This window comes from Olivibacter sp. XZL3 (genome assembly GCF_004368405.1).
GTDB lineage: Bacteria > Bacteroidota > Bacteroidia > Sphingobacteriales > Sphingobacteriaceae > Olivibacter.
In genome coordinates this window covers 64,914-91,032 of sequence record NZ_SBJH01000006.1, presented here as the reverse complement: position 1 = coordinate 91,032, position 26,119 = coordinate 64,914, and the positions used below count along the sequence as shown (strand labels likewise).

General features: G+C 43.9%; 16 protein-coding genes. 7 read left to right on the top strand and 9 right to left on the bottom strand.

Annotated elements, in window-relative coordinates; genetic code table 11:
* Positions 1–259: 259 nt before the first annotated feature.
* The 4 genes from EPX21_RS02325 (at position 260) to EPX21_RS02315 (ending at position 8,265) form a co-directional block, all read left to right on the top strand.
* A complete protein-coding gene (locus tag EPX21_RS02325) occupies positions 260–3,076 on the top strand; it encodes a glycosyl hydrolase (protein ID WP_240768485.1) in 2,817 nt (938 codons plus the stop codon).
* 455 nt (positions 3,077–3,531) lie between these two features.
* Positions 3,532–6,465 (top strand): SusC/RagA family TonB-linked outer membrane protein, encoded by a 2,934-nt coding sequence (locus EPX21_RS02320; RefSeq protein WP_206105983.1) that lies wholly within the window; start codon positions 3,532–3,534, stop codon positions 6,463–6,465.
* Between the two features lie 150 nt (positions 6,466–6,615).
* A complete protein-coding gene (locus EPX21_RS22880; protein ID WP_206105982.1) occupies positions 6,616–6,765 on the top strand; it encodes a hypothetical protein in 150 nt (49 codons plus the stop codon).
* Positions 6,766–6,783: 18 nt separating this feature from the next.
* Positions 6,784–8,265 carry a SusD/RagB family nutrient-binding outer membrane lipoprotein gene (locus tag EPX21_RS02315; RefSeq protein WP_134088070.1) on the top strand — a complete coding sequence of 494 codons (1,482 nt, stop codon included), beginning with the start codon at positions 6,784–6,786 and terminating at the stop codon, positions 8,263–8,265.
* Between the two features lie 205 nt (positions 8,266–8,470).
* Here the strand turns inward: EPX21_RS02315 and EPX21_RS02310 are convergent, their stop codons facing one another.
* A complete protein-coding gene (locus tag EPX21_RS02310) occupies positions 8,471–10,765 on the bottom strand; it encodes a GH92 family glycosyl hydrolase (protein WP_240768483.1) in 2,295 nt (764 codons plus the stop codon).
* A 372-nt stretch (positions 10,766–11,137) separates the two neighbouring features.
* Here EPX21_RS02310 and EPX21_RS02305 point away from each other — a divergent pair, with 372 nt between their 5' ends.
* On the top strand, positions 11,138–11,350 hold the full coding sequence (locus tag EPX21_RS02305; RefSeq protein ID WP_134088068.1) for a hypothetical protein: 213 nt from the start codon (positions 11,138–11,140) through the stop codon (positions 11,348–11,350).
* A 77-nt stretch (positions 11,351–11,427) separates the two neighbouring features.
* Here the strand turns inward: EPX21_RS02305 and EPX21_RS02300 are convergent, their stop codons facing one another.
* The 4 genes from EPX21_RS02300 to rhaT all read right to left on the bottom strand — a co-directional run bounded on the left by EPX21_RS02300 (position 11,428) and on the right by rhaT (position 17,574).
* Positions 11,428–12,810, bottom strand: coding sequence for an FGGY-family carbohydrate kinase (locus tag EPX21_RS02300; protein WP_134088067.1), 1,383 nt, complete (start codon positions 12,808–12,810; stop codon positions 11,428–11,430).
* 119 nt (positions 12,811–12,929) lie between these two features.
* Positions 12,930–14,204, bottom strand: coding sequence for a sugar isomerase (locus EPX21_RS02295; RefSeq protein WP_134088066.1), 1,275 nt, complete (start codon positions 14,202–14,204; stop codon positions 12,930–12,932).
* 90 nt (positions 14,205–14,294) lie between these two features.
* On the bottom strand, positions 14,295–16,421 hold the full coding sequence (locus EPX21_RS02290) for a bifunctional aldolase/short-chain dehydrogenase (protein ID WP_134088065.1): 2,127 nt from the start codon (positions 16,419–16,421) through the stop codon (positions 14,295–14,297).
* Positions 16,422–16,497: 76 nt separating this feature from the next.
* Entirely contained in the window at positions 16,498–17,574 is a 1,077-nt protein-coding gene (rhaT, locus tag EPX21_RS02285) for an L-rhamnose/proton symporter RhaT (RefSeq protein WP_134088064.1), read from the bottom strand.
* A gap of 313 nt (positions 17,575–17,887) precedes the next feature.
* Here rhaT and EPX21_RS02280 point away from each other — a divergent pair, with 313 nt between their 5' ends.
* Positions 17,888–18,340, top strand: a complete 453-nt coding sequence (locus EPX21_RS02280) for a GNAT family N-acetyltransferase (RefSeq protein ID WP_134088063.1) — start codon at positions 17,888–17,890, stop codon at positions 18,338–18,340.
* A gap of 66 nt (positions 18,341–18,406) precedes the next feature.
* Here EPX21_RS02280 and EPX21_RS02275 read toward each other — a convergent pair whose 3' ends face one another.
* The 3 genes from EPX21_RS02275 to EPX21_RS02265 form a co-directional block, all read right to left on the bottom strand.
* Positions 18,407–20,455 carry a pitrilysin family protein gene (locus EPX21_RS02275; protein WP_134088062.1) on the bottom strand — a complete coding sequence of 683 codons (2,049 nt, stop codon included), beginning with the start codon at positions 20,453–20,455 and terminating at the stop codon, positions 18,407–18,409.
* 58 nt (positions 20,456–20,513) lie between these two features.
* Positions 20,514–21,851: a pitrilysin family protein gene (locus EPX21_RS02270; RefSeq protein ID WP_206105981.1), complete on the bottom strand. Its 1,338-nt coding sequence runs from the start codon at positions 21,849–21,851 to the stop codon at positions 20,514–20,516.
* A 233-nt stretch (positions 21,852–22,084) separates the two neighbouring features.
* Positions 22,085–24,541 carry an outer membrane beta-barrel family protein gene (locus EPX21_RS02265; RefSeq protein ID WP_240768482.1) on the bottom strand — a complete coding sequence of 819 codons (2,457 nt, stop codon included), beginning with the start codon at positions 24,539–24,541 and terminating at the stop codon, positions 22,085–22,087.
* A gap of 462 nt (positions 24,542–25,003) precedes the next feature.
* Between EPX21_RS02265 and EPX21_RS02260 the strand changes: the two genes are divergently transcribed.
* Positions 25,004–25,534 carry a hypothetical protein gene (locus EPX21_RS02260; protein WP_134088060.1) on the top strand — a complete coding sequence of 177 codons (531 nt, stop codon included), beginning with the start codon at positions 25,004–25,006 and terminating at the stop codon, positions 25,532–25,534.
* Positions 25,535–25,861: 327 nt separating this feature from the next.
* Here the strand turns inward: EPX21_RS02260 and EPX21_RS22575 are convergent, their stop codons facing one another.
* On the bottom strand, positions 25,862–26,017 hold the full coding sequence (locus tag EPX21_RS22575; protein ID WP_166670662.1) for a hypothetical protein: 156 nt from the start codon (positions 26,015–26,017) through the stop codon (positions 25,862–25,864).
* Positions 26,018–26,119: the final 102 nt, after the last annotated feature.

Here is a 26,119-nt window from a genome sequence, read left to right as displayed (position 1 = left end):
AAGCTTTCAGCTGTTAAAATCTACGCAAACGATTCCGGTATATCAGCCGTGCAGCGTCCATAACAGTGCAGGATGCGAATAAGCACTGAAAGCGCTTATTTTGGGCAATACCAATGCAAACCGATTGTACAATATGATCTTATCCGACTGGATGGTGTGCTATTAATTATAAGTCCTCATGATGTCCAAACTGTTTTTAACTACGTGGAGAAAAGCAATGTTGCTGCCCCTTTTGACAATAGGCTTATTAAGCTTTCGTATGGAAAACTCCGTAAAAGAAAGAGAAAGCGGACAGATTCATTGGCCTGAGATTAAGCAAGAGATGAAACCGTGGACCCGCTGGTGGTGGTTTGGCAATGCGGTAACGGAAGCCGATTTAACAGCCGCCTTGGAAACCTATAAAAAAGCCGGGTTAGGGGGCGTGGAAATAACGCCTATATACGGCGTCCGCGGGACGGAAGATCAATTTATAAGCTTTCTCTCACCTGCATGGATGGACAAGTTGACTTATACCTTAGGGGAAGCCAAAAGACTAGGCTTAGGGGTCGATCTCGCCAATGCTTCCGGCTGGCCCTTCGGTGGCCCGTGGGTAGGCGACAGCATCGCCTGTAAAAACATGGTTTCCAAAACTTTTCGCGTCGCTGGCGGTCAACGTATCCAAGAGTCGATAAAGTACATACAGACCCCGCTTGTTCGTGTAGCCGGCGACAAAAAAATATCGATTACGGAAATAAAAGCACCCATATCCGCCAATAAGAACCTACAGGAATACGCCTTCGATCAAGTACGCCATGAGAAAGAGCTTCCGCTTATTCTTGTAACTGCAAATAACGTGAGACCCAACGGCTTTGGGGAAGTGATTGATTTGACCAATAAGGTAGTAAACGGGAAACTGGATTGGGTAGCACCGGAAGGTGAATGGATGGTCTGCGCACTTTTCGAAGGAGATCATGGTAAGATGGTAGAGCGAGCCGGCCCCGGAGGTGAAGGTAATGTGATCGACCATTTTTCTGCCGAAGCACTTAATGCCTATCTGCGGCAATTTGATCAGGCCTTTAAAGGAAGGGATCTGAGTTACCTTCGCTATTTCTTTAACGACTCTTATGAAGTGGACGATGCACAAGGTGAAGCGAACTGGACTCCCGCCTTCTTTATCGCATTCGAAAAACTCCGCGGCTATGATCTGAAAAACCATATTCCCGCCCTCTTGGGGCTCGACTCAGCGGAAAAGAACGCCCGCGTCTTATACGATTATCGAATAACGATCAGTGACCTGTTGTTGGAGGAATACACAAAGAATTGGCAAACTTGGGCGGCAAAACACGGTAAAGGAATCCGGAACCAAGCACATGGCTCGCCTGCCAATGTGCTCGACCTGTATGCGGCGAGTGACGTTCCGGAAATTGAAGGTACAGAAATAGTAAATCTCAAAAGTGCTCCATCGGCAGGCCACGTTACGGGGAAAAACTTAATTTCCTCTGAATCGGCCACTTGGTTGAATGAGCATTTTGAATCGAATCTTGGTGACGTCAAAACCGCCGTTGATAACTTATGGCTTGCGGGTGTCAACCACGTATTTTACCACGGTACCGCTTATTCGCCGCAAGCCGCCAAATGGCCCGGTTGGCTATTCTATGCAGCCGTTCATTTCACTCCTACGAACAGCCTTTGGGAAGATTTTGGCGCCTTCAATCAATATATTACAAGAGGACAGGCTTTCCTACAAGCTGGGAAGCCCTCGAATGATGTCTTACTTTATTTCGGTATATCGGACCTGTGGTCTGAACCTAGCAAAGGCATGCTCCATCATTTTCATTCCAATCGGTTTTTCGATGAACTATCGATGAAAGCCTGCGGAAATTATCTCAGCGATCATGGCTATAGCTGGGACGCCATCAGCGACAAACAATTGTCGAATGTGCGTTATCAAAATGCAACACTCCTTAGCGGCGGCAATAGCTATAAAACGATTGTGGTTCCAGAAACGCGCTACATGCCTATTGAAACTTTCGAAAAATTAATGAGCCTTGCGGATGCGGGTGCAACCGTCCTATTTTATAAAAGCCTGCCTTCAGATGTGCCAGGCCTCACCAACCTGGAAGAAGTCAGAAGACGGATGGCTTTACGGAAGGAAAAACTTTCCTTCACAAATGGCAAGAGCGGTCAATCAGCAAAGTGTGGAAAAGGGCAGATCGTCTTAACTGATGACTTGTCTGCGCTAAAAAATTATGCTGATGTCCAACCTGAAAACATGTACACATCAGGCCTGCGCTGCATTCGACGATTAAAAGAAGACGGCAACTACTATTATTTTGTTAACAATCCGTCGACAACATCATTTGAAGGCTGGGTAAAAATAAATGCGGAATACAGCTCTGCGGCATTATATAACTTGATGACGGGGACGGACGGCTATGCGAAAACACGCGTAGAAAAAGGAGAGACGGAACTATTTTTGCAGTTAAAACCACAAGAATCGTTGGTAGTTGAAACCTTTAAGGGCCAATATAAAGGCAAGCTTTATCCCTATTATGACATTGCCGGTGATCCCGTCGCCTTCACCGGCGATTGGCAGCTCCAATTTATAAAAGGCGGTCCGACCCTGCCGCCCACTATACAAACCCGCGAATTGCAATCGTGGACGAATTATGGAGAAAGCTATAGCCGCTTTTCAGGCACTGCTACCTATAAAACGCAAATCCCTTCGCTTCCAATAAAAGCCGACGCCTGGCGCTTGGATCTGGGCGAAGTACATGAAAGTGCTTCCATATATTTAAACGGTAAATACCTGACGACCTTATTCAGTAGCCCTTATAGTGCAGAAATCCCGGGCGAGCTGCTAAAAGGTAAAGATGAGCTCGAGATAAAGGTATCAAACCTGATGGCCAATCGAATCATCGATCTCGATAAAAAAGGCATACAATGGCGCATTTTCTATAACACAAATTTCAATGCTAGAAAAAAAGTCAATGTAGGAGCCGATGGCAAATTTACCGCTAAAAATTGGAAGGCCAAAGCATCGGGTCTGCTGGAATCTCCCACTTTAACGCCTCTCCTCAGGATACAGAACTATTAAGGCTTGTTTTGGATTATCATTTCATGATAGTTCTTCCTACTGAACGTTCCACAACCCCGGAAAAGCGCTAACGATATAAGCTAGCCTCGGCACTTGCACTTTTATTCAAAGGTGCAAAGCGTTTCTTCTGCTAAAACCAATTAGCATCAACTTTTCATGTCACAAAAAAGACAACCTTCATGCAATATTTTGACAAATAAAGCATAGAACAGCATATTAGCATCCCGCAAACAGCCCAACCAAGCACGTAGCCTCCGTAAAGCAGCAAATAACGCAGCTATTACGCAACATTATCCATGTTTTTGCAATAAAAATTAAAATAAGATTAAAAAAAGGTTAAAAACAAATTAGTACAGGTTAAAATACGGGCAACTACGGAGGGAGTAGAAGAATAAATTTGAAAATCCTTTTTTCAACAAAAAAGACCAACCCAATTCAACAAAAAACTAAACACCATGAAAAGAAAAACCATTACACTTTTGGTTTCTAGCTTTTTCTTATCTACCAGTCTCTACGCACAAACGGTATTGCGTGGAATCGTGGTAGACAAAGACAAAAAGCCAATCCCCGGGGTTTCCGTCACCCTTGGAAACGGCAAAGGCACATCAACAGGGCCAGATGGAGAATTTTCCATTACCTACGATGAGCCAGGCCAGTTAAAAATATTCGCAATCGGATATGAAAAAAAGCAGCTTTCCATTTCGGAGCAAACCAATTTGGAAATTGTGTTGAATGATGACGAACAAGCGCTAGACGAAGTTGTTGTCACCGCCTTAGGTATCTCGCGTGAAAGAAAATCTTTGGGATACGCCTTGCAGGAGGTTAAATCCGAAGAGCTCACCAAGGCCGGTCAACTGAGCGTAACCGGATCCCTTTCCGGCAAAGTAGCGGGTGTGCAAATCAATCAGTTTGGAGGAACGGTCGGTGCCTCGTCCCGTATTTCCATACGAGGAAACTCATCTTTGAACCCCGACCAGCAACCCTTAATCGTTGTGGACGGTGTTCCAATTTCCAATGACACCCAACGGTCTGGCGATAATACCTACTCCGGCGTCGACTATGGTTCAGGATTAAATGACATTAACCCGCAAGATATTGAGACGATTACCGTATTGAAGGGTGGATCTGCAGCGCTTTACGGCATGCGCGCCGGCAATGGGGTTATCCTCATTACAACTAAATCCGGAAAAAACGCGAAAAATGGGGTTAGCATCGCTTATGATGGGAACTTCACCATTGATAGGGCTTCCACCTTCCCTAAGATCCAGAACCTGTACGGGCAGGGCTACAATGGTGACGAATACCATTACGGATTAAACGGAGAGGGTTTAAGTTATCAAGACTACGCTGCTCAAAACTCTTTCACTTATGTCGACGGCACCGGCAGCGGCGGAGGCATTTATGATGGTTACGACGAATCTTGGGGCCCTCGTTTGGATGCGGGACTCAAATTGGCTCAATTTGACAGCCCTGTTATTGATGGCGTTAGACAGCCCACCGACTGGGTTTCACATCCAAATAATGTTAAGGATTTCTTCCAAACCGGTTATTCTATGAACCATAACGTTTCCTTATTGTCACGCACAGAGAAATCGACTACACGGGTTTCTTTATCATACAGGGATCAAAAAGGAACGGTGCCAAACACTGATCAACGCCGATATGGGATACAGCTGAACAATAACATGCAAATCAGCGACAAGATTTCATACGATGTAATGTCGAACTATTCGCGTACAGAAAGCGACAATATACTAAGCCAAGGCTACGACGGCAATAATCCAATGAACGGTTTTATATGGTTTGGACGTCAAGTGAACACACAGAGCTTAAAAAATAATTGGGATCAACGAGACGCTGCAGGCAACTACACTTATTATAATTGGAACACCAATTATCACGTTAATCCCTTTTTTAATGTCTATGAAAATACCAATAGCTATCAAAGAGACCGCTTTTTCGGAAAAAGTTCTATTTATTACCAACCACTGGAATTCCTGAAGTTCGAGGGACGAGCCGGCTTTGACTATTATGGATCAAAAGCATTCGAAAAAAACTACTTCAACAGCGCTTTTCCTTATGGCGGATTCAGAGACTCCAAAACGGACAATACGGAGCTAAATCTTGACTTCATCGCTTCTTTTAATAAGCGTTTTAACGACTTCAGCTTATCGGCTATTGCAGGCGCTAATTACCGTGATGTACAATGGTCTAGGTCTATGCAAGGAGCGGATGCCTTGACCGTGTTGGGAATTTATACTATTGCTAATAAGTCGGGCGATGCTATAACAGAGATGGATCATAGTCATATTAGGTCGAACTCGGCCTATGCATCGGCTTCGATGGGATGGAAAGATCAGTTGTACCTCGATGCAAGTGCGCGTAATGACTGGAGTTCAACCATTCGTGACGACTTCTTTTATCCCTCTGTCAGTCTAAGCTGGTTGCCAACCACCACCTTTACCAATTTAACCGGAACGGCGCTTTCTTATTGGAAACTGCGTGCCGGCTGGGCTGAAATTGGTGCGGGTACAACGGCATACAGAAACAGAGCTTACTATTATGCACAACCTCAATCTTTTAACGGAGTAGCTCAGATGTATAAAAGTATGACTTATCCCAATGAAGGGTTAAGACCTGAAAATACCAGGACATGGGAAGTAGGTACCGAACTCGGTTTTTTGAACGACCGTTTACACGCCGATTTCACATATTATCATAAGACTACTACAGACCAAATCCTAAGCGTAACCACTTCAAATGTTGTCGGTTTTAGTTCCATGATTCTGAACGCCGGTCAAATAGAAAACAAGGGTATTGAAATACAACTGTATGGAGACGTCATTAAGCGGGAAAACGGTTTGAATTGGCGAAGCACAGTGAACTTTGCAAAAAACCAAAGCAAGATCATTGAACTATATCCTGCGTTAGATTTAAACAGTTATCAAATAGGATGGACTTGGGGCATTGCTAATATGGCAAGAGCTGGCGAACCTTGGGGCACATTAGTTGGTACCGGATATGATCGTGTCGAGGAAGGTCCCATGCAGGGTGCAATTAAAATCAAGTCGAATGGTTTAATTCAAACCAAGGCAAGTCAAGATTTAGGTAATGTTAACCCAGACTTCTTACTTAGCTGGCGTAATGATTTTACGATTAAGGACTTTTCTTTCGGTTTTCTTTTAGACATGCGTAAAGGCGGCGATATCTGGTCGCAAACCATGAGCCATAGCTACGTCGCAGGAACGGCCTCGATTACTGCGGAGAATGGTGTACGGGAGCGCGCTATTGTAGCCGGTGTAGACGTCATGCCAGAAGAACGCTTCGCGATGCAAGCGGCAGATGGCTCTTGGGTACAGAACACCATCTCCACAAATGCACAAAGTTAGTATGAGAGTGGCGGTGTAGATCAAACGTATGTCTTTGACGGATCGTTCCTTAAGCTACGGGAAGCATCCATCACCTATACGGTACCACAAAAATACTTACAAAGAATAAAAGGTATCTCAAGAGCAAATATCTCTTTAGTCGGGTCTAATTTGGCCTTACTCTGGGTAGATAAGTCGAACACCATGCGTCTCGATCCCGAAACCGGTGGTGTATCCAGCGACAGTCGAGGCGTGGGCTTTGAACAAGCTTCGGTTCCCACTTCACGCAGTTTTGGATTGAAGTTAGGTATCACATTTTAACAGGAGAACATAAAAATCATGAAAATATTAAACAGATTTATGGCAATATCCACCTTCGCCGTGCTTGGCCTATTAAGTGGATGTACAAAATCTTTCGAAGAGATCAATACAGATCCAGACGCTCTTTCGGAAGTCCCTGCAACGAATATGTTGGCAAACGTTATACGGAATACGGGTGAACAATTCGGAGGTGATGTGGATGGATATGGTACGTTTGCCGGTTATATTGTTAAGATCCAATACTTGGACTATATGGCGGGACTTACTCCTACTAACAACACCTATGGCAACCGATGGGCAGCCTGCTATTATAACAACACCCAACTAAAGGATCTTTTATCAAAAACTGAAGAATCCGCCGATGCCTATAAGAACATTCGGTTAGTAGCCCGCTTATGGCAATGTTATATGTGGCAATACTTGACTGATGGCTGGCGTGACGTACCCTACTCGGAAGCCCTCAAGGGCCCAGAAAGTGAAGGAAATATCCTAAAAGCAAAATACGACAAACAAGAAGACATCTATCCAGCAGTAATGGCTAGCTTAAAAGCAATTGCAGACGAAATGACCGGTGGCTTTGGTACAGATGAGATTGGCGATGGCGATTTTATTTATGGGGGCGACATGCAAAAGTGGCAACGCTTCTGCAATTCGCTACGACTACGGATGGCCATACATATCTCTTCCGTATCGCCGGAGTTAGCAAGAACAACTATTGAAGAAATTTGTACTAATCCCGATAAATATCCGGTAATAGATGCAAATGCCCACAACTGCTACTTAACTTGGCCAGGCGCGGCGCCTTATTATGAGCCTTGGTATAACAACGGTTATGTCGGCAAACGAGTGGACAACTTTGGCATGGCTGACATCTTTATTGATCATTTAAAAGAGATGGAAGATCCGCGTATCGGTAGTGTAGCCAATGTGGCATCAGACGGCGAGTACCGCGGCTATCAAAACGGTGCGGCGAGCGCTCCACCGATATTGACGAGTATTTCATTTATTGGCGACCGCTATATGAATAATGCCGCAGGCTTCACACCCTTCTTTAAATCATGCGAAAGCTATTACATAATCGCAGAAGCTGCGATGCTTGGTTACAATGTAGGCATCAGTGCGCAGGATGCGTACGAAAAAGCAGTACGCCTATCCATGGAAGATAATGGCATAAGCCAGGCTGCTACCGACGCTTACCTTGCCGGCAAGGGCAAATGGGATAATACCACAGAACGGATTTGGTGGGACGAGTGGGTCGCACAATTTAAAAACAACTTTGAAGCGTGGACCTTATACCGTAGAACGGGTATTCCTTCTACGAATTATCCGTCCTTAAATTCAATATATGGAGACGCACACAACGATCAGCCCTTCCGTCTTCCTTATCCAAACAACGAGTATCTTTATAATAAAGAGAATCTCGATGCGGCATTAACCAACGTATCGGATTATGTTTGGGGACAGCAAATGTGGTGGGATACGCGAACAGGCGTTAACTAATCGAAATAGCTAGTCTATCATTATAAAAGACAATGATGTTCAAAGGGGGGACTAAAAACTCTTAAACAGCCGTCATTTCGACTGGAGCGAAGCAAAATGGAGAAATCTATATCACCGAAAATCGATATGTTAGATCTCTCGGCTATACTGCGTTCCACTCGAGATGACGTAAGATTAGACCTTTTTAGCCCCCCTCTTTTTAGGTCTACCGCTCCGCAAGTCCTTTTACCTGTTCTTGTTCATTAGCTCCCCACGCTGTAGGTTCTTTTGCAAGGTAAAATTCAAGCTGTCCACCCCTCATGATCTCTTCGTAACGGATATAATTTCTCCCAAGATCTCGTCCATTTAATCTAACCGACCGGATATAGGGATGGTCTTCCGGGTCTTTATCACAAGTTACTATCCACTTTTTACCGTCAGGCAGCAACATTTCATACTCCTTATAAAAAGGACTTGTCAATAGATAACTACCTGAGATCGGATCCACCGGGTAAAAACCAAGCGAAGCAAAAACATACCAAGCCGACATTTGTCCGGCATCGTCATTGCCACTAAGTCCACCCGGACCATCGCTATACTCTTCTTCCAACAGTTGTCGCACGCGCGCCTGCGTTTTCCACGGTGAACGCGTATAGTTGTATAGGAAGGGTATCTGATGTCCGGGCTCATTACCGTGCCAATAGCCCCCACCCAAGAACAAACGATCAAGACATTGCTCCAACTTCACTTGTCCTCCCATTACTTTCGCCAAACCGGGGATATCTTGCGGCACATAGAAAGTATATTGGTGGGCAGTCCCTTCGGTGATATAGGGTTCCCTTTTTCCGGGATTAAAAGGCTCATACCAGGTTCCGTCGGCAAATCGCCCTCGCATCATACCCACCTCTTTATCAAAAACATTCCGATAATTTTTTGCCCGTATGAGCAGTTGCTCATAATCGGTCTCTTTTCCCAAGTATTGTGCAAACATGGCCAAAGCATAGTCATCATAAGCATATTCCAGTGTTCTACTTACTTGTTCTTTTTTATGAAAAGCAACGGGCACACTGTCTTCCATAGGTATATAGTTAAAGTGAAGATAGGATGATAAGGCACGTCTGCCCTTTCCTTGGTGATAGGCAAGTGAATCGGCCACAACAAATGCGTTCTTCCGCATGAGCGCATAGGCTTTTTCCGCTTCGGTCTGCCGGATTCCTTTTAGGTAAGCAGAAACGATGAGCGACACCGCATGATCGCCGATCATGGCTGCTGTATAGTTATTCCAGCAGGGAAAAATGGGTAACCAGCCGCCTTGTTCACCCTTTATCAGCAGCGAAGCAACCATATTGTCTACCAGTTGTGGCTCCACAATCTCTAATAGGGGCATCTGTGCACGATAAATATCCCACATGGAGAAATCGTCGTAATAAGCGCCATTTCTGATTCTTTCGTATTCATTATCGTGGGCAAACTTGGGATAGCGTCCATCGACGTCGTTAAACAAGCGTGGGTGTTGCATAGCATGATACATTGCCGTGTAAAAAATCCGTTTGCGGCCTTCATCGTTGTCGCGAATACGAATCTTCTCCAAACTTTCCTCCCACAAATCTGTCGATCTCTGTTTAACACGCTCAAATGCACAAGAGGGTATTTCCCGTCGCAAATTTTGTTCGGCACCTTGGGCACCGGTAAAGGAGGTTCCCATTTTCAGACAGAGGGTCTCGCCTTTTTTCAAGAAAAAGCCCATATAGACACCGCTTGTTTCGCCTCCCTTTACGCTAACTTTTCCGTCCGGCGTTCCCTTATTAAAACTTCCCTTCCTTTGCGGCACTTTCTCCGCATTAAAAAACAGGTGCCCATCGAAACCCGCATATTCGCCGGAACCCTGATAAATGCGATAAACCGGATTCTTTCCAACGATTTCATTATTTTCAGTAATGTGAAGCTGCCCTTGTTCTTCGTCGCTATTCGCGTTTACCAATACATAGACGCTGTCGCTCTTTAAAGCGGTAATACGCATAATACCGCATCTCGAACTCGCGGTCAATTCCACCCTTAGCTTATAGTGGTCTAATATGACCTGGTAGTAAGCCGGGCTACTTTGTTCGCTATTGTGTGAAAAAGGGCTTTCAGCTTGCTGCAGCGCTTTCTGTAAAGAACCACTAACCGGCATGATACTAAAACTGCCATAATCTTGGGTACAAGACCCACTCAGCCAATGGCTGGCCCGAAAGCCATTTATCAAGGAATCACTGTAATAGTAGGGAGCAACACATTTTTGCTCCTTTTTTCGCGTTTGTGGTGTCCATTGCGTCATAGCAAAAGGCGTTCCCACCGCAGGAACTGTATTGGCGTATTGCTCCGAGTTCGCTTCGCTGTGCTTTTTTGCAGCACTTGTTGTACTGGCTGCCGTTCCGGCAAGGGGCTGGACATAATTAATGAATCCGTTCTGTTGAGCTTCACAGGGGCTAAAAAACATTAAACCGAGTAAGAGACCGCATGTAGCTAAAAAATACTTCATAATTTTTGATATGAGACATTGGCTTATTCGCTTAGCGAGCAATTTACCACTTATCATAGAAATTCATATACAATTGATAAACTATTAGGTACAACTTTAGCGCCTATAACCGTTTACATCAATAGGCGCTACAACGACTATTATGTTTATTGAGTATAGGCTATCAATTAAGTCATCCTTTTCCTAACAGGAAATATACTTAACGGAAATAGTTAGGGAAGCTAGCACCGAACAAGGCCCGTTGTCGTATTGACTGCAAGCGAATAAACAGCCCTACACAAACTTTCGCGTTAATTGACCAACATTTTATAAACCAAGTATTTACAAAGTAAAACCTATAATTTAGGCCTATAATTAAAACCAGCAATGCTTATGGAAACTGTCTATACGCACTTAGAGGGTTTCGTGTACCCAGCCCATAAAATAAAAAGATACATAAGCAATCTGGAGCTGTTCACCCTGCTACTGACTGACGGTACCATTGTGCATTATATTGCCGATGACGCCGAAGCGTTTAAGCGTTGGCTGGTTAGCAATAAGATACCGGATGCTGGTGCATTGGAAAAGATGGATGCAGAAATGTAATTAAGCATGGTGTTCGTTCTATACGATCAAAAAATTGGAAACACAAGCCGAGCGTTGATTACTGTTTGCCAAGAATGCTAAGAGGCCACCTTTTTTACCGGTGCGTAATATTTCAGCTCGATAATATCATTTGGAAAAGGCAGGCTATTCCATGCGCGATGAATCGCTAAGGCTGTGCCTATGGCCGTTGCTTGGGCCATGGAGGCAGCAAACACCTCCACTTGAGGAAACGCTTCGGCCAACAGGTTCATGTAGATTACATTTTTCCCGAAGCCTCCATCTACAAAAAGCCGTTTGACCGTGGAAGTACCGATTGCCAATTCTGTCGAAATCTTCTGCGCGTTAACCAAGTCGAGCATCAACTGGTGGTACGCCTCGGTCTCGGAGTTAAACTGAGTCAAGTCCCTTTTACTGAATACGGCTAAACTTTCCTGCGGACTTAAATTAAAATCCGATCTTGTTGGTTCCCTCAATTTCTCCACCAAAACAGCGTCATATGCAACGGTCTTAAATTTAGCGGTAGACACATTGAAATGAGCCGCTATTCGCTTCGTTTGCTGCTCATGTTCATAACCGGCAAATAAACGGGAAGCTTTGACTGGCTTACCTTGGTAATGGATATAGGACAGGCAATCTGATTTTAGATCGTAAATCGTTAAGGGTGCTTCATTAAATGGATTTAAACTGATACACCAGGTGCCGGTGGAAAGAAGCACAAAGGGCTTGGTAAAACTTACTAAATAGGGAATTAAAGCGGCCGAGCTGTCATGAAACCCGGCTCCCACGGCGTAATTGTTCCCAGGAAAAGAAGCTGGAAAAACCGAATCGGCCGGCACAATGGGGGCCAACTTTTCCAAGATCTTTTCTTGCTTTACCCAGTCGTGATAATCATTCTTTTGAAAGTCCCACAAACCGGTATGGCAGCCAATACTGGTCATATCACTATACACTTTACCGGACACTAAAAAGCTCATGTATTGCGGCAAATGCAAGGCTCTATATACTTGATTAAACACCGCTGGCTTTTCATGTTTCAATCGATAGAGTTGCATACCGGAATTCAAGCTTCCTAATACGGGAGAAGCTGTTTGTAAAGCAACCTGCTCTTCCCCTCCGTATTCAGTATAGAACTTCTCTTTCAAGGCCTCCGGGTAAGGCTTTAAATAGTTATAAAGAGGCGTTAACGGTTTACCACTTTCGTCGATGTATACAAAACTAGCGCCATAGGTCGAAAAATTAATCGCTTTTATTTCAAATTCATCCCTTCTAAACACTTCATGCAAAGAGTCGAAAACAGATAGACGAAGGCTGGCAAGATTTTCGCAGGGATCCCCATCCTCGTCTACCCTTTCTGTAAATCTAGCCGACCGCTCGAATACGATTCGATAATGCTCATCAAATAGAAATAGCTTTTTATTCGTCTTTCCTACATCAAATATGGCTATAACCGGTATCTTCATCGTTGGTTGTACGTTATTGGTTTACATTATAGGTCCAAGGCTTAGGGCGGAAGGCATAAGGCAACGGATTCTGATAATCCAACCTTACAGCTTTTACCTCAAACCTTAGGTCTTCAAAACTATAATCCCGTAGCGACTGTTTTTGAACCTCTTTCTTTGATTAATTCTTGGCGAACACGCAGCGAGCGATATAGTTCGATCGGGTTTAACGCGCCTCCTGCACGTAGGCGGGCTTCCGCCACGAGCGGCCTAACATCTGTCCGGAAAGCCGCCTGCAATATCTCTTGCGCCTTTGTTACGTCATTTTCTTCTTGTGCGGCAGCCAGTGCCTTTCTATCGATTAATAGTGCTTGTGCATAAGCCAGCATGATTGCTTCAACGGATTGTAACAAGTCTTCCAGCGGGTCTTTAACGTTATGCGAAGCATCAATCATCCAACCTAAATCGGTCGTGTGGTTCATTTGCCTTGCGTCCATGCCTTCAATCAGCTCATTAAAAATTAAGAATAATTGATACGGTTTGATGCTGCCTGCCGTTAAGTCGTCATCCCCATATTTGGAATCATTGAAATGGAATCCGCCCAACTTACCTTCCATAAGCAAAAGGGAGACAATCTGTTCAATGTTAGCATTAGGCAAATGGTGCCCCAGGTCCACCAAGGTATAGGCTTGTGGCCCGAGCTTATTGGCATATAACAAGGACTGCCCCCAATCTCCGACCGTTGTTGAATAAAAATTCGGTTCAAAAGCTTTGTACTCCACAAACATCTTCCAGTCGGACGGTAAGGCTGCATATACTTCTTGCAAACTTTCCAATGTACGTTGAAAAGCTTTACGAAAGTTCAGCTGCCCAGGAAAACAGGATCCATCGGATAGCCAAACTGTAAGCGACTTTGAACCTAGTTCTACTCCATGCTGAATCACCTCAATATTGTGCTGAACAGCTTGTTTACGCACAGCAGCTTCCACATGTTGCATCGATCCGAATTTATAGCTATGTGTCTGATCAGGCTGGTCTTGGAAGGTATTCGAATTCATCGCATCAAAACTGAGACCATATTGCGCTGCTAATGTTTTGATTGCCTGATAGTCCTGCGGCACATCCCACGGAATATGTAAAGAAATAGCACCACTCGACCTGTTCAAAGCATGTAACAGACCGACATCCTCTATTTTCTCCTCTAAACTTCTCGGTTCACCTCCTCCAGGGAAGCGCCCGAAACGAGTACCCCCTGAACCCAAGGCCCAACTCGGGATAGCAATTTGGAAGTCCACGAGCTTCTGCATTACTTCTTGATAATCAGCTATTTCTTCAACAAGGCTTTCCAACTTTCGCACATGCTTTGTATTTGCTTGTTGATTATACTCTTCTATTTTATATTTCTCTATATTCATAATTTATACGCATTATTGGTTATCTGCTGTTATGCGTGAATTTACTAAATAGCATTCAATATTCAGCTAATTACTATTAAGCAAAATCAGCTACCTCACAAAGGCCATCGCTACCCCACCATCAACATTCAGCACATTACCGGTAGATTTATTAAGCAAGCCGCCAACAAAAACGAAGCAAGCGTTCGCAATATCTTCGGGTAAAATAATCTCATTAAGCAGGGTACGTTTTGCGTAATAGGCAGGCAATTCTTCTACTTTCACACCATAGGCTTTTGCCCTTCCTTCGGCCCAAGCACCTTCCCATATTTTACTATCTGAAATTACTGCATCCGGATTGACGACGTTCACCCGGATTTTATCGCCTCCAAGTTCAGCCGCATTCAGCCTGCTTAAATGCAATTGCGCCGCCTTGGCCGAACCATATCCGGCGTTGTTTGGCCCCGATACCAAGGCATTCTTACTGACAATATTAATAACGTCCCCTCCTATCGCTTGCTTTCTTAAAACAGCGACACCCTGTTGCGTTACTTTAAACTGGCCTTTGACCAGCACATCGTAAAGCAAGTTCCAATCTCTTTCGGTATGATCTTGTAGGGGTTTCGATATCGAGAGCCCGGCACAGTTAACAACAATATCGATGCCGCCAAAAGCCAAACTTCCTGCATCATAGGCTGCAGCAATCTCCGCATCGCTGGTTACATCGAGTTTAGCTGTTATATAGGCATCTTTTCCAAAGCGATTTTTAAATTCGTCATCCGCCTTTCTCAGTCGTTCTTCATCATTGTCGTTTATAACCACTACAGCGCCTTCTTCTGCAAACTTAACGGCGATAGCCTTTCCGATTCCCCCCGCACTACCGGTAACGAGCGCGATTTTGCCTGATAAGGCCTTTGGCTTAGGCATCCGTTGCAACTTCGCCTCTTCTAACAGCCAATATTCAATATTAAAAGCCTCTTGACGCGGCAAAGAGGTATATGTTGATATCGCCTCTGCGCCTTTCATGACGTTAATGGCGTTAATGTAAAACTCAGCCGCCACCCTAGCGGTTTGTTTGTCTTTTGAAAAGGAAAATAAACCTACCCCTGGGAAAAGAATGATCACCGGATTTTTGTCCCTGATAGCAGGACTATTGGGATGCTTACAGCTTTCATAGTAATCCGTGTACATCGCCCTATATGCTTCGAACGACGGTCTAAGCCGTGCTTTTAACTGCTCTACATCGCTGAGATCCTCTTCGGGGGATAATTCCAAAACCAAGGGACTGATTTTGGTTCGTAAGAAATGGTCCGGGCAGCTCGTACCCATCGGCGCCAATCGCTCCAAATCATTGGAGTTTATAAATTCGAGGACGCGTTCGTCATCAGTAAAATGGCCAATCATCGGACGTTCTGAAGAACAAAAACCCCTCAATACCGGTGCGAGTGCTGCGGCCTGCTTTTTCCGAAGCTCGGATGATAGGCTTTCAATTTTTTGTCCTCCGAAAACAGGCCCTTTCTTCCCGTAATGCTGCGCTAAGTAATCAGCACAAGTTTCGATAACTTCTAACGTATTGATGTAACTTTCATAAGCGGTATCGCCCCAGGTGAAGAGTCCGTGGGAGCCCAGCATAATACCTCGAATGCCGGGGTTTTCATCCAGACACTGCTTAAGCTTCAACCCTAAATCAAACCCGGGCCGTTGCCAGTCCACCCAGCCGATAGTCCCGTTGAACAGTTCCTGTGTAATACGCTTACCATCTTTGGCTGCTGCGATGGCGATGGCCGCATCGGGATGTAGGTGATCAATGTGCTTAAATGGTAAAAAGCCGTGCAACGGCGTATCGATAGAAGGCGCTTTAGAAGCCAAATCATAAATACTGTGATTGAAAAGCTCCACCATCTCGTCCTCTTGCCCAATCCCGCGATACACCTTTTTTAGGTTGCGCAGTCGCTCTACGTAGAGCGCTGCCAAGCCACTTCTTTTCAGCGTACCTAAGTCTCCCCCCGAGCCTTTCACCCACATTACCTCTACCTCCTCGCCGGTCAAAGGGTCTGTCGCCATGGCCTTACACGACGTATTTCCACCACCGTAGTTGGTGAGTCGTAAATCGGCACCTAAAAGATTCGAACGATAGATCAATAAGCCTACTTCGTCACCTGCGAGTTTTGCGGCCTCTTGGTCATCCCATAGATAGCTAACATGCTTAAATGATTTTCTTTTTTCTACTTCAGACATATTCTTATTATTTTTTACTCCGATTTTTAAGGCGCTGTGGCCATTAATTTATACGAAACATGATTTTGGCAATACATTATCCCATTTCTTTGGCGAAGCCCACCACGAGAACAGAAAAAATGATAACCAGGATACCCGCGACGATCGTCGCATAGGTTTTCTTGCTAACGCCTTTCCACTCTTTCAATACCACCCCCCACACATTCGCCAATAGGATAATAAAGGCCATATGCAGGATCCACGAGCTGGCGCCATTTCCTAGTTTGCTTTCACCCATTCCGTAAAAGAAAAACTGAAGATACCAGGTAGTTCCAGCTAAAGCACATAACAGGTAGTTTTTCAGCAAGGGTGTTTTTGCGTCCGCATAATCCCCAAATGTTTTGTTGCGCAGATTTAAAATAAAGCACCAGATAAAATTCGTCGTAAGCCCGCCCCAAAGTACCACCACATAGGTTACATTATTTTGAAACAGGAATTCACCCTGACCAGGGTGCGTGGCCTTCCAGAACTCATTCGCAACCATCGCCATGGGCTTGCCCGCTTCTAACCCGAAATTAAAGCACGCGCTTAGCACGCCTGAAACGATGGCCACCAATAAACCCAAACTTAAATTGAACTCTTTGTTTCCGCTAGCGTCGCTATGGCCACCGAGATCGCGCTCTTTTCTAACACCCGCTAGACCGCACAAATAGATGCCGACAATGCAAATAACAAGACCTAGCAAGGTGTACAAACCCCATGCACTCGCAAAAAACATGCTAATAGTGTCTTTGCCATCCTGTGGAAAGAGCTCATAATAGATGGAAGGTAGCATTGAACCAATAACCATGCTTAGGCCTAACATAATGCTACTGCCCAATGACACGCCCAAATATCGAACCCCTAAGCCGTAAGTTAAGCCGCCGATTCCCCACAGAACGCCAAATAAATAAGTATACCCGAGTGTGGAGACTGCAGTTTGACTGATAATCTGCCCGAAATCCGGAATGGTCAACCAAGCCGCCAATGGAGGTACAATTAACCATGAGAATAAGCCCCCGACGATCCAAAAGCTCTCCCAAGCCCAGCCATTCACCTTTTTGTAAGGTATATAAAAACTACTCGAAGCGAAACCGCCGATAAAATGAAAAACTACACCTAATAATGCTTGCATAGTATACTAAGGTTCTTGTTGGTTATCATGTGCTGCAAGATAAAGCATCCACTGCATGAAACTGTCATGCCCTGTTATGCAAAGCAGCACGGCGCGACACATTAAAATTCAATTAATTATTTATTATATGACAGAAATCGCAGAATTTTATAGTAGGTTTGTATTAAATTATGAGAACGCAAACCATACTACTTTTTAATGGCTCCATTAGTAAAGAAGAAAGATGGTTAATAATTCATTAGATCATGAAGCTGTTATCTTTCAAGCAAAGTTGCATTTGCTATAGGTGGCGCTTTTATCAGAGATAAGAAAAATGAAAATAAGACAAGCCAATTTGGAAGACTTGGAACCGCTGGCTGCAGTATTTGCTGAGTATCGAACAACTGCCGGATTGGGTTATAACCTGGAAGATGGGAGGGAGTTTTTAAGAGATCGTCTGACAAAAAAGGACTGTATCATTTTTATCGCCATTATAGACGATAGCATTACCGGCTTTACCTTGCTGTTCCCATTTTTTACGCCAGCCGGAATTAAGGAAATATGGTTATTGAACGACATTTACATTGTCGACGAATACAGGCATCAGGGAGTAGCACAATCGCTATTAAGCGAAGCGGTTTTCTTTAGCAAGAAGACCAATAAAAGCAAAGTATATTTGGCAACAAAGGTTGACAATATCAACTCGCAGACATTGTTTGAGAAGTTCGGCTTTAGGAAGACCGACTATATCAACTACGAATTCATTACCGAAAACAATAATCATTAACAATGTACTGAATAACAAATAAAAAAGGTGTTATTGGAAGCCTCAATAACACCTTTTTATCTTATACTATTGAAAGTCTGCCTCGTTAAAAGCGGGATTGATCACCTGTTCAACCGCCACCATTTTTAGTGGCACAGGAATATTTGGACTCTTAATCGTACTGACTGCCGGCAGTTTAATTCCGTTATAATCTTTATACTCATTAATTTCCGCTTCGCCGTCACTTGCACTTTCCGACTTCAGTTTCAGCCCACTGGCCACGCTGTAATAGTTCACCGATTTCGTACCGTCGGCACTTGTGACAATTACTTTATAGGCGTCTTCATCATTAGCCTTCACCATGCCGTCCAACGACAACTTTGTTCCATTCTTGGCGTAATTTAGTTCCGGAAAAATCTCAAGCGCGTTCTTTAACGACTTGAACATCTCCGCTGGTACTTCTTGTTCTTGCCCCTGGTTGATCATGGTAGCCTTGTCTTGGTAAATAATAAATTTAGACATCACCTGAGGCCCCATCTTCATCGACTGTACCGCGATAGGCTTGGTTTGATCGACCAAAAGTTCTGCCGTAATCTTCATCCCCTGAATTTCTGCTTCCTGAACACTTTTCAGCGTTTTAACGTCCGCCAGCTTTTCCTTGCCACCAATGGCATCCAAATACTTATCCACTACCTTTTCTGCTGTTAAGCTACTATCTTGTACACTGGTTTTCACTTCTGGTTCACCTGTGTTTGTATAATATTTCACCGCACCAAACTGTGCCACTTGATCTTTGAAAGCGTCGGTATTCCCTACAACCACAATATAGGCATTAGCGGGCTTGATGTATTTAGGCGCCAGCGTATTCAGCTGCTCGACTGTAACTGCATTCAGATTTTGAAGATAGTTTTTATAATAATCTTTTGGAAGATCATACAACTCTGTATTGATAGCAAAACGCGCTATCGTGGCGGGCTGCTCGAGAGAACGTCCAAAGCTACCACTTAATATCGCTTTTGAATCGGCCACTTCTTGCTCGGTGATCGTCTTTTTGTCAATCCTTTTTAGCTCCTCCAAAAACTCATAGATAGCGCTATCGGTTACTTCGGTTCGTACGCTTGCACTCGCACTGAAATTCCCTACGATCTTATCGGGCGACAATGATGAATAAGCCCCATATGTGTATCCTTTGCGCTCTCTCAAATTGGTAAACAATCGACCCGCCGAGCCGCCGCCCAAAATATTGTTCAATAACTGAGCAGGAATCGCATCCGCATCGTTATGCTTTAAAGCAAGCGGGTACGTTATGTTTACTACCGACTGCACACTTGTTGGACGATTGACTAGTATCACCTCATTTCCCTGCGGTGCGGCAGGAATCGGCCATGTAGACTTTTCCACTTCTCCTTGCTGCCAATCACCAAAATATTGTTTTGTTAAGCGTTCAGCTTCTTGCTTGGTGATATCGCCAACAATCGCTAAGTAGCCGATATTCGGCTTGAAGTACGTATTATAATACTGTTTGATGTCTGCTACCTGGACATTTGAAACCGTCTTCTCGGTTGCAAACTCTCCGTAGGGATGATCTTTCCCATACAATACAACATTAGAAACCTTTCCTGAAATTTCATCGGGACTGTCTTTTGAGCTGGCAATACCGGATATCGCTTGTTTCTTAAGCTTGTCCAGTTCCGACTGCGGAAAAGACGGGTTTAATAATATATCTGCAAACAAGGTCAACAACTTATCCTGATACTTCGTTAACGAACTCGCATTAGCGGAAGTAGATCCGAACGAGATACGTCCCCCAATCATATCAATTTCCTCATCGATTTGATCCTTGGTACGGCTTTTGGTTCCTCCCATTAACATATCTCCTACCAGGCTGGTGAGGCCGGCTTTGTCTCCTTCCAACAAAGGAGAACGATCTAACATCAATGAGTAAGTGACACGGGGGAGTTTATGGTTTTCGACCACAAAGACTTTTAGGCCGTTGGGCAATGTAAATGTTTCGGCATCGCCTATATTAATCTGAGGGGCGGGACCCGGCTCAGGATATTTTGTACGATCAACCTGCGCATGAGAAAGGCCAATCGATAGAAAACATATCAGCGTATATATACAAATTCTTTTCATAACTATTTTTTTGAAAGCTACTCGCTATCGAAGCTTATTTTTTTATTGATAAACAAACCTATTTTGTTTCAGCCTTTTTAGGCAGGTAATGTAAAACAACTCTGCCATTTTTGTTTAGGTATTCCTGGGCAACCCGTTGTAAATCTTGCTTTGTTACCTTATTATAATTAGCAAGCTCTTTGTTTACATCGTTTGCATCGCCATAATAGACTTTTGCTTCCGCCAAACTTTCCGCAATACCGGCCACTGAAGCATGGCGGCTAACCACCGCATTTTCAGTCTGTGCTTTTAACTTGGCAAAATCCTTGTCGGTTATACCCGCAGTCCGAACTTTCTCAATCTGTTCATCAATAGCGATCTCAAGTGAATCGGCGCTCACGCCCATATTGGCAATACCTAAAAACAAAAAGAGGCCGCCATCTTCCAGGTCTAAGGGCAAGGCCATAATCTGCACAGCCTTCTGCTGTTTATCTACCACTTCTTTGGTAAGCAACGAGCTCTTTCCACCTGCCAGATAGGTCGACAGCATATTAAGTGCATAGCTGTCGGGGCTGTCTTTTCGAGGCAAATTATACGCCTCCACGACGGCAGGCAATTGGATGTTATCATAGACAATGTCCCTGATTTCCTCGTTGCGTTTTGGTTCTACTATGGAAGGTCTTACAATTTCTTTTTCGCCCTTCGGAATTTCGGCAAAGTACTTGCGCACCCACTTTTCCGTCTGGTCGTAGTCGATATCACCCGCGATAGACAAGACCGCGTTATTCGGAACATAATAGGTCTTATAGAAGTCCATAAATTCCTGTAGGGATGCCGCATTCAGGTGTTCCATCGATCCTATCGGCGCCCATTGATAGGGATGCTTGTGGTAAGCGCGTTTCAGTACTTCCGTCAATATGGAGCCATAGGGTTGATTATCCATCCGCTGACGCTTTTCCTCTTTGACGACTTCCCGCTGTGTTTCCACGCCTACCGAATCAATTTTGGCATGTAACATACGCTCGCTTTCCATATATAAGGCGGTTTCCAAATAATTGGACGGCACCACCTCGTGGTAATACGTTTGGTCGTTCGACGTATAAGCGTTCAACGTCCCTCCAATGCCTTGTATTTTTTTCATGAATTCTCCCCTACCGATGTGTTCGCTACCTTCAAAAAGCAAATGCTCAAAGAAATGGGCAAAGCCTGTTCGATCCGGCTTTTCATTTTTTGACCCGACGTGGTACAATACCGAAACAGCTGCAATCGGTGTGGTTTTATCCTGATGCATAATGACATTCAATCCGTTGTCCAGCTTGAATTCTTTGAATTGGATTTTCTCTTGGGCATTCAGCATACCGGCAAAGCCAAGCATGCCAAGTAATAAACCGCCCTTCACTAGTTTTATTTTATTCATATGTGTCGATTGTTGCGATGCTATGGAAGCGCTCTTGGTTTAGTAAATATTCATATTTGACAGGCTTGCCCCTTCTTTGTTACATATAACGGCGAAAATATTTAATTATAGTTTGATATGGGCGACATTCTTCCGTGGCCCGCCACGCCTTTATTACTTAAAATATAAGCAATAATAAGTAAAAAAGCCGAGTCAAAAAACTTGCCTCGGCTTTCACTATGCGATTAAAATGATTATTGCAGCTGCTGTCCCTGTCCGCTTTCACCAGCTTTCTGGTCATCATTTTGGATGCCTCTCTCTTTTCGCGGCTTCGCGTTGTAATTCATTTTACCAAACTTCCAACTGAAAGTTAGCCCGAATGAGCGGAACGGCACGGCGAAGTTCGACTCTTGCTGATAACTAGCAGTTTGAATCTTCGATCTAAAATTCTTCTTTTCGTTAAACGGATCGATAATATTTAATCCAATGCTGGCCTGTTTGTTGAAAATCTCCTTTTTCATGCCAATGCTCCACATATTGAAAGCTGGATTGTACCCTTGAAACGTACGCCTTGGAGCATTGAGTATAAGGAAGGTTTCAGCGATGAATCCGCCTTTTAGATTTACCGTACCACTTAAAAAAGCTTGGTACATCCAATAAACATTATCCGCTTGGGACGTCAAGCTATTATCAACATTCTGCAGATTGATATCGTAGGTATACAAGTTAAGATTTCCTCTTAAGGTTAAGATCTTAATTGGATTTACCGAAGCGAACAAATTTGTACCTAAGGAGTTATTCCGGCCGATATTCTCAAAACTCTGCAAGACGACGGGTTGATCGTCTGTACCGATGTTTGTATATATCGACTCAATCACATCATTGGTACGTCTATAATAAAGTGACGCGTTCAAAATGGTACTTTTGATCATTGTTGAATACCCAAATTCTATATTATGCGACAATTCCGGATCCAACTCTGGATTGCCCTGCCGTTGATTCACAGGGTCTGCTTCGTTTCTAAAAGGATTTAAGTAGAATAAGCTTGGTCTTTGAATACGCTGATTGTAACTAAGCTTGATACTGGACATCTGCCCAAGCTTTTTTGACAATACCACGCTTGGCAGCAAATTGTGGTAGTTGTTTTCGAAAGCAGGAAACTCCGCTACCGCATCGCCGTCTAAAAGCGTGTACTCGTACCGGGCACCCGCCTTCAGTTCATAGTCTTTAGCGAACGGCACACTAATTGTAAAATAGCCAGCGCCAACATTTTGCTTATAACCAAAATCATATGACCGCTGCATATGGTTAATGTAGGAACCATCCTGTAACATGGTATCTACAGTCACGGCTGATGAAATATCCCGCAGGATAGCCTTTGCACCAACTTCCAGCACCGCCTTCTTGAAAGGATGCGTATAGTCTACCTGAAAAGTGAGCTCATCATTTACGCCGTTATTATAACCGAGCTCGTTTGGTCTGAAACCCGTTTGCCGGTATAAAGTGTTATAATCTGTATTATTGTTATTTCTGGAGTACTGACCTGCAAAAGTAAGTTCTTGCCCTTTCTTTGCAAATTTATGCGTATAGTCCGCACTCCAATCGAAACCATGAAACTTGATTTCATTTTCGGAGTTACTGAGAATCTGGTTAAGGCCGTTATAAATGGAAGTCATATCGCCATCCGTCTCCATTCGGAACTTATTGTAGTTGAATGAAGAGGTTACCAGATTGTTATCATCGATGTCATAATCGACGCTAACACTTCCTCTTCCTCCGCCACGCTTTGTGGTGCTGGCACTATTCTGAGAAATCAAAGGCTGATCGGTCAAAGACCGCTGGTCGAACATTACATCGGTTGTTACCGGCCATCCCCACATCGTACCTAAGTTGGCCGTTACCCCCAGCTTTCCCTTACGCATATTCACGTTCCCGTTAAAGTTGTTCTGCCGTGTCCCAATACCCCCGGAAATGGAGCCGTTTATACCGACCACATCTTTCTTTTTAGTAATGATGTTGATAATTCCCGAGGTACCTTCCGCATCGTATTTCGCCGACGGGCTGGTAATGACTTCAACGTTTTTGATTTGGTCGGCCGGTATCATACGTAAGGCATCGGCTACATTATTTGTCATGGCTCCTGATGGCTTTCCATTAATAAAAATACGGACGTTTTGGTCTCCCCGCAACGATACATTGCCATCCATATCGACCGAAAGGAGCGGCACTTTTCTTAGCACATCGGCAGCATTCCCTCCTGCTACCGTTACATCCTGCTCTGCATTATATACAAGTCTATCCACCTTATTTTCTACCACAGGAATTTGACCGGTAATTTCCACCGCCTGGAGTTCGGTGGCAGATGGCTTTAATAAGATGTTGGCCATATCAAGGGAGCTGGCCTGTTCGGTGATCTTAACCGGATCGATTGTTTTTGCGCTGTATCCCATGGCGCTTACAATCAGTTTATAGCTGCCAACCGGTATTTTTTCTAGACTGAATGTACCGCCTTCATTGGCCAGTGCGCCGGTAACCGACTGCGAAGAGCCACTTTTTAAAAGTGTCACAGTAGCAAAGTCGATCGGTTTATTCGTTAAAGAATCTATCACCTGCCCCTTTATCCTTCCTTGCAAATTTACTTGTTGCGCGAACGCGGCATAAACGAAAAGCTGCATCAAAATATATACAAAAAACTGCTTGCTTCTACTCATCTGATCTATTTTTTGAACATTAGTCGTTTCCCGACGACAAATGTTACAACAACTACTGTAGATTTAACATTCAACGGAGTAACTTATCCGTTACTAAAACACCCCCTTTATCAGATCAAATCTTTAGTGTAATTTATAACAAACTAAGAACTACCCAGATATATCAGAACACTTAAATCAAGAAACAAATAAGAGGCTTCCCCGTAGTTTTGAAACTTTTTTTATTATATTATTGGCACGATATGTGTTAAATACAGAGCAGGTTTAGGTTGATTTGAAACTTAGGTTTCGGCCCCACTCCCCAAGTGGGGCTTTTTTTTTCTAAAAATGTTTATTCAAAAGCCATCAAGAACCTTCACAATATTTTCCATTTCCTTTGGTAACCTGCAGCCGGATTACGAAGATTATATTTTAAACCTTTTTCGCTGTACGCATTCCAAATAAGATGTAAAATGAACGACTATGAAAACAGCCAAATTTATTACATTATGTTTTGTCCTTTTAAGTATTTTGAGCTATTCTGATGCAATGGCACAGCATCGCGACGCTCCCAGACGTGCGCAGGAACGTCAACACAGAAATGACCATCACGATGCGTATCGCAATAGGGCTAGAGACCATGGGAACCGTTATAAAAAGAATCCTAAATACGCCAAGAAGCAAATAAAATATCATCAAAAGCATTATAGCCACTGCTATCCGAAATGGGCGAGTGCCCATCGCTATCGAGCGAAGCACCATGTTTATTTTAGGGACTACTGTACGTTTTACGATCCACATCGCGGAGGATATGTATATTGGTCTAGCAACCGGTGGGTTTTCTCGCGAAGCGTCCCGGCTTTCTTAGCTCACGTTGATTTGGGAAGAGCGCGTATACAACTGATGGCGAATGTCCCGCTGGACAGACATCCTGAGTATTACTATAAGGAGTATGTTCATGCCTATCCTCGAAGCACGAATATCCAAATCAACCTTTCTTTGCCGCCTCTTTAAAGAGCAGCAACACGTCCTAAAACCTTAACTTAGGTTTTAGACGGCTCTTGGGATAGTAAGCGCAATAGAGCCTCTTTTGAAAAGGCCGTTTTTGCTAACAGGTTCAGATCCAATAATTTGCCAAAAAGCTCATTTTTGCCCTGCTGTAGCTGCAGTACTTTTTCTTCTATCGTTCCCTTGCAAATCAACCCTACGGCGATGACGTTCTCCCGCTGACCGATTCGATAGACGCGATCAATTGCCTGATCTTCTACTGAAGGGTTCCACCAGCGATCGATGAGGGGTAATACATAATCCGCCTCTGTGAGGCTTAAACCGACTGCATGCTTATACTAAAATAGCCGAGAACTGCTCCTCCGTAAAGTTTTCAATGACATAAGCCGCTTCTCCCAAATCGATTATTTTATCAAAAAAAAGGCATTTTATAACATTCTTATGAATATAGGTCACACAATATTCCCTATCTTGAGCAAAGCTATTCATAAGCAGGATAGGATTTGCAACAAAAGTGAGGATTATAAGTGGATGTCCATAACAATCTCATTTTTTGGACTACATCTAGGCCTTTCACGAGCGTGCCAAGAA

Coding starts and splice junctions, on each gene's coding strand:
- EPX21_RS02315 (WP_134088070.1), top strand. CDS start 6,784: ATGAAAATATTAAACAGATTTATGGCAATATCCACCTTCGCCGTGCTT.
- EPX21_RS02310 (WP_240768483.1), bottom strand. CDS start 10,765: ATGAAGTATTTTTTAGCTACATGCGGTCTCTTACTCGGTTTAATGTTT.
- EPX21_RS02295 (WP_134088066.1), bottom strand. CDS start 14,204: ATGAATATAGAGAAATATAAAATAGAAGAGTATAATCAACAAGCAAAT.
- EPX21_RS02280 (WP_134088063.1), top strand. CDS start 17,888: ATGAAAATAAGACAAGCCAATTTGGAAGACTTGGAACCGCTGGCTGCA.
- EPX21_RS02325 (WP_240768485.1), top strand. CDS start 260: ATGGAAAACTCCGTAAAAGAAAGAGAAAGCGGACAGATTCATTGGCCT.
- EPX21_RS02300 (WP_134088067.1), bottom strand. CDS start 12,810: ATGAAGATACCGGTTATAGCCATATTTGATGTAGGAAAGACGAATAAA.
- EPX21_RS02270 (WP_206105981.1), bottom strand. CDS start 21,851: ATGAATAAAATAAAACTAGTGAAGGGCGGTTTATTACTTGGCATGCTT.
- EPX21_RS22575 (WP_166670662.1), bottom strand. CDS start 26,017: ATGAATAGCTTTGCTCAAGATAGGGAATATTGTGTGACCTATATTCAT.
- EPX21_RS02305 (WP_134088068.1), top strand. CDS start 11,138: ATGGAAACTGTCTATACGCACTTAGAGGGTTTCGTGTACCCAGCCCAT.
- EPX21_RS02265 (WP_240768482.1), bottom strand. CDS start 24,541: ATGAGTAGAAGCAAGCAGTTTTTTGTATATATTTTGATGCAGCTTTTC.
- EPX21_RS02260 (WP_134088060.1), top strand. CDS start 25,004: ATGAAAACAGCCAAATTTATTACATTATGTTTTGTCCTTTTAAGTATT.
- EPX21_RS02320 (WP_206105983.1), top strand. CDS start 3,532: ATGAAAAGAAAAACCATTACACTTTTGGTTTCTAGCTTTTTCTTATCT.
- rhaT (WP_134088064.1), bottom strand. CDS start 17,574: ATGCAAGCATTATTAGGTGTAGTTTTTCATTTTATCGGCGGTTTCGCT.
- EPX21_RS02275 (WP_134088062.1), bottom strand. CDS start 20,455: ATGAAAAGAATTTGTATATATACGCTGATATGTTTTCTATCGATTGGC.
- EPX21_RS02290 (WP_134088065.1), bottom strand. CDS start 16,421: ATGTCTGAAGTAGAAAAAAGAAAATCATTTAAGCATGTTAGCTATCTA.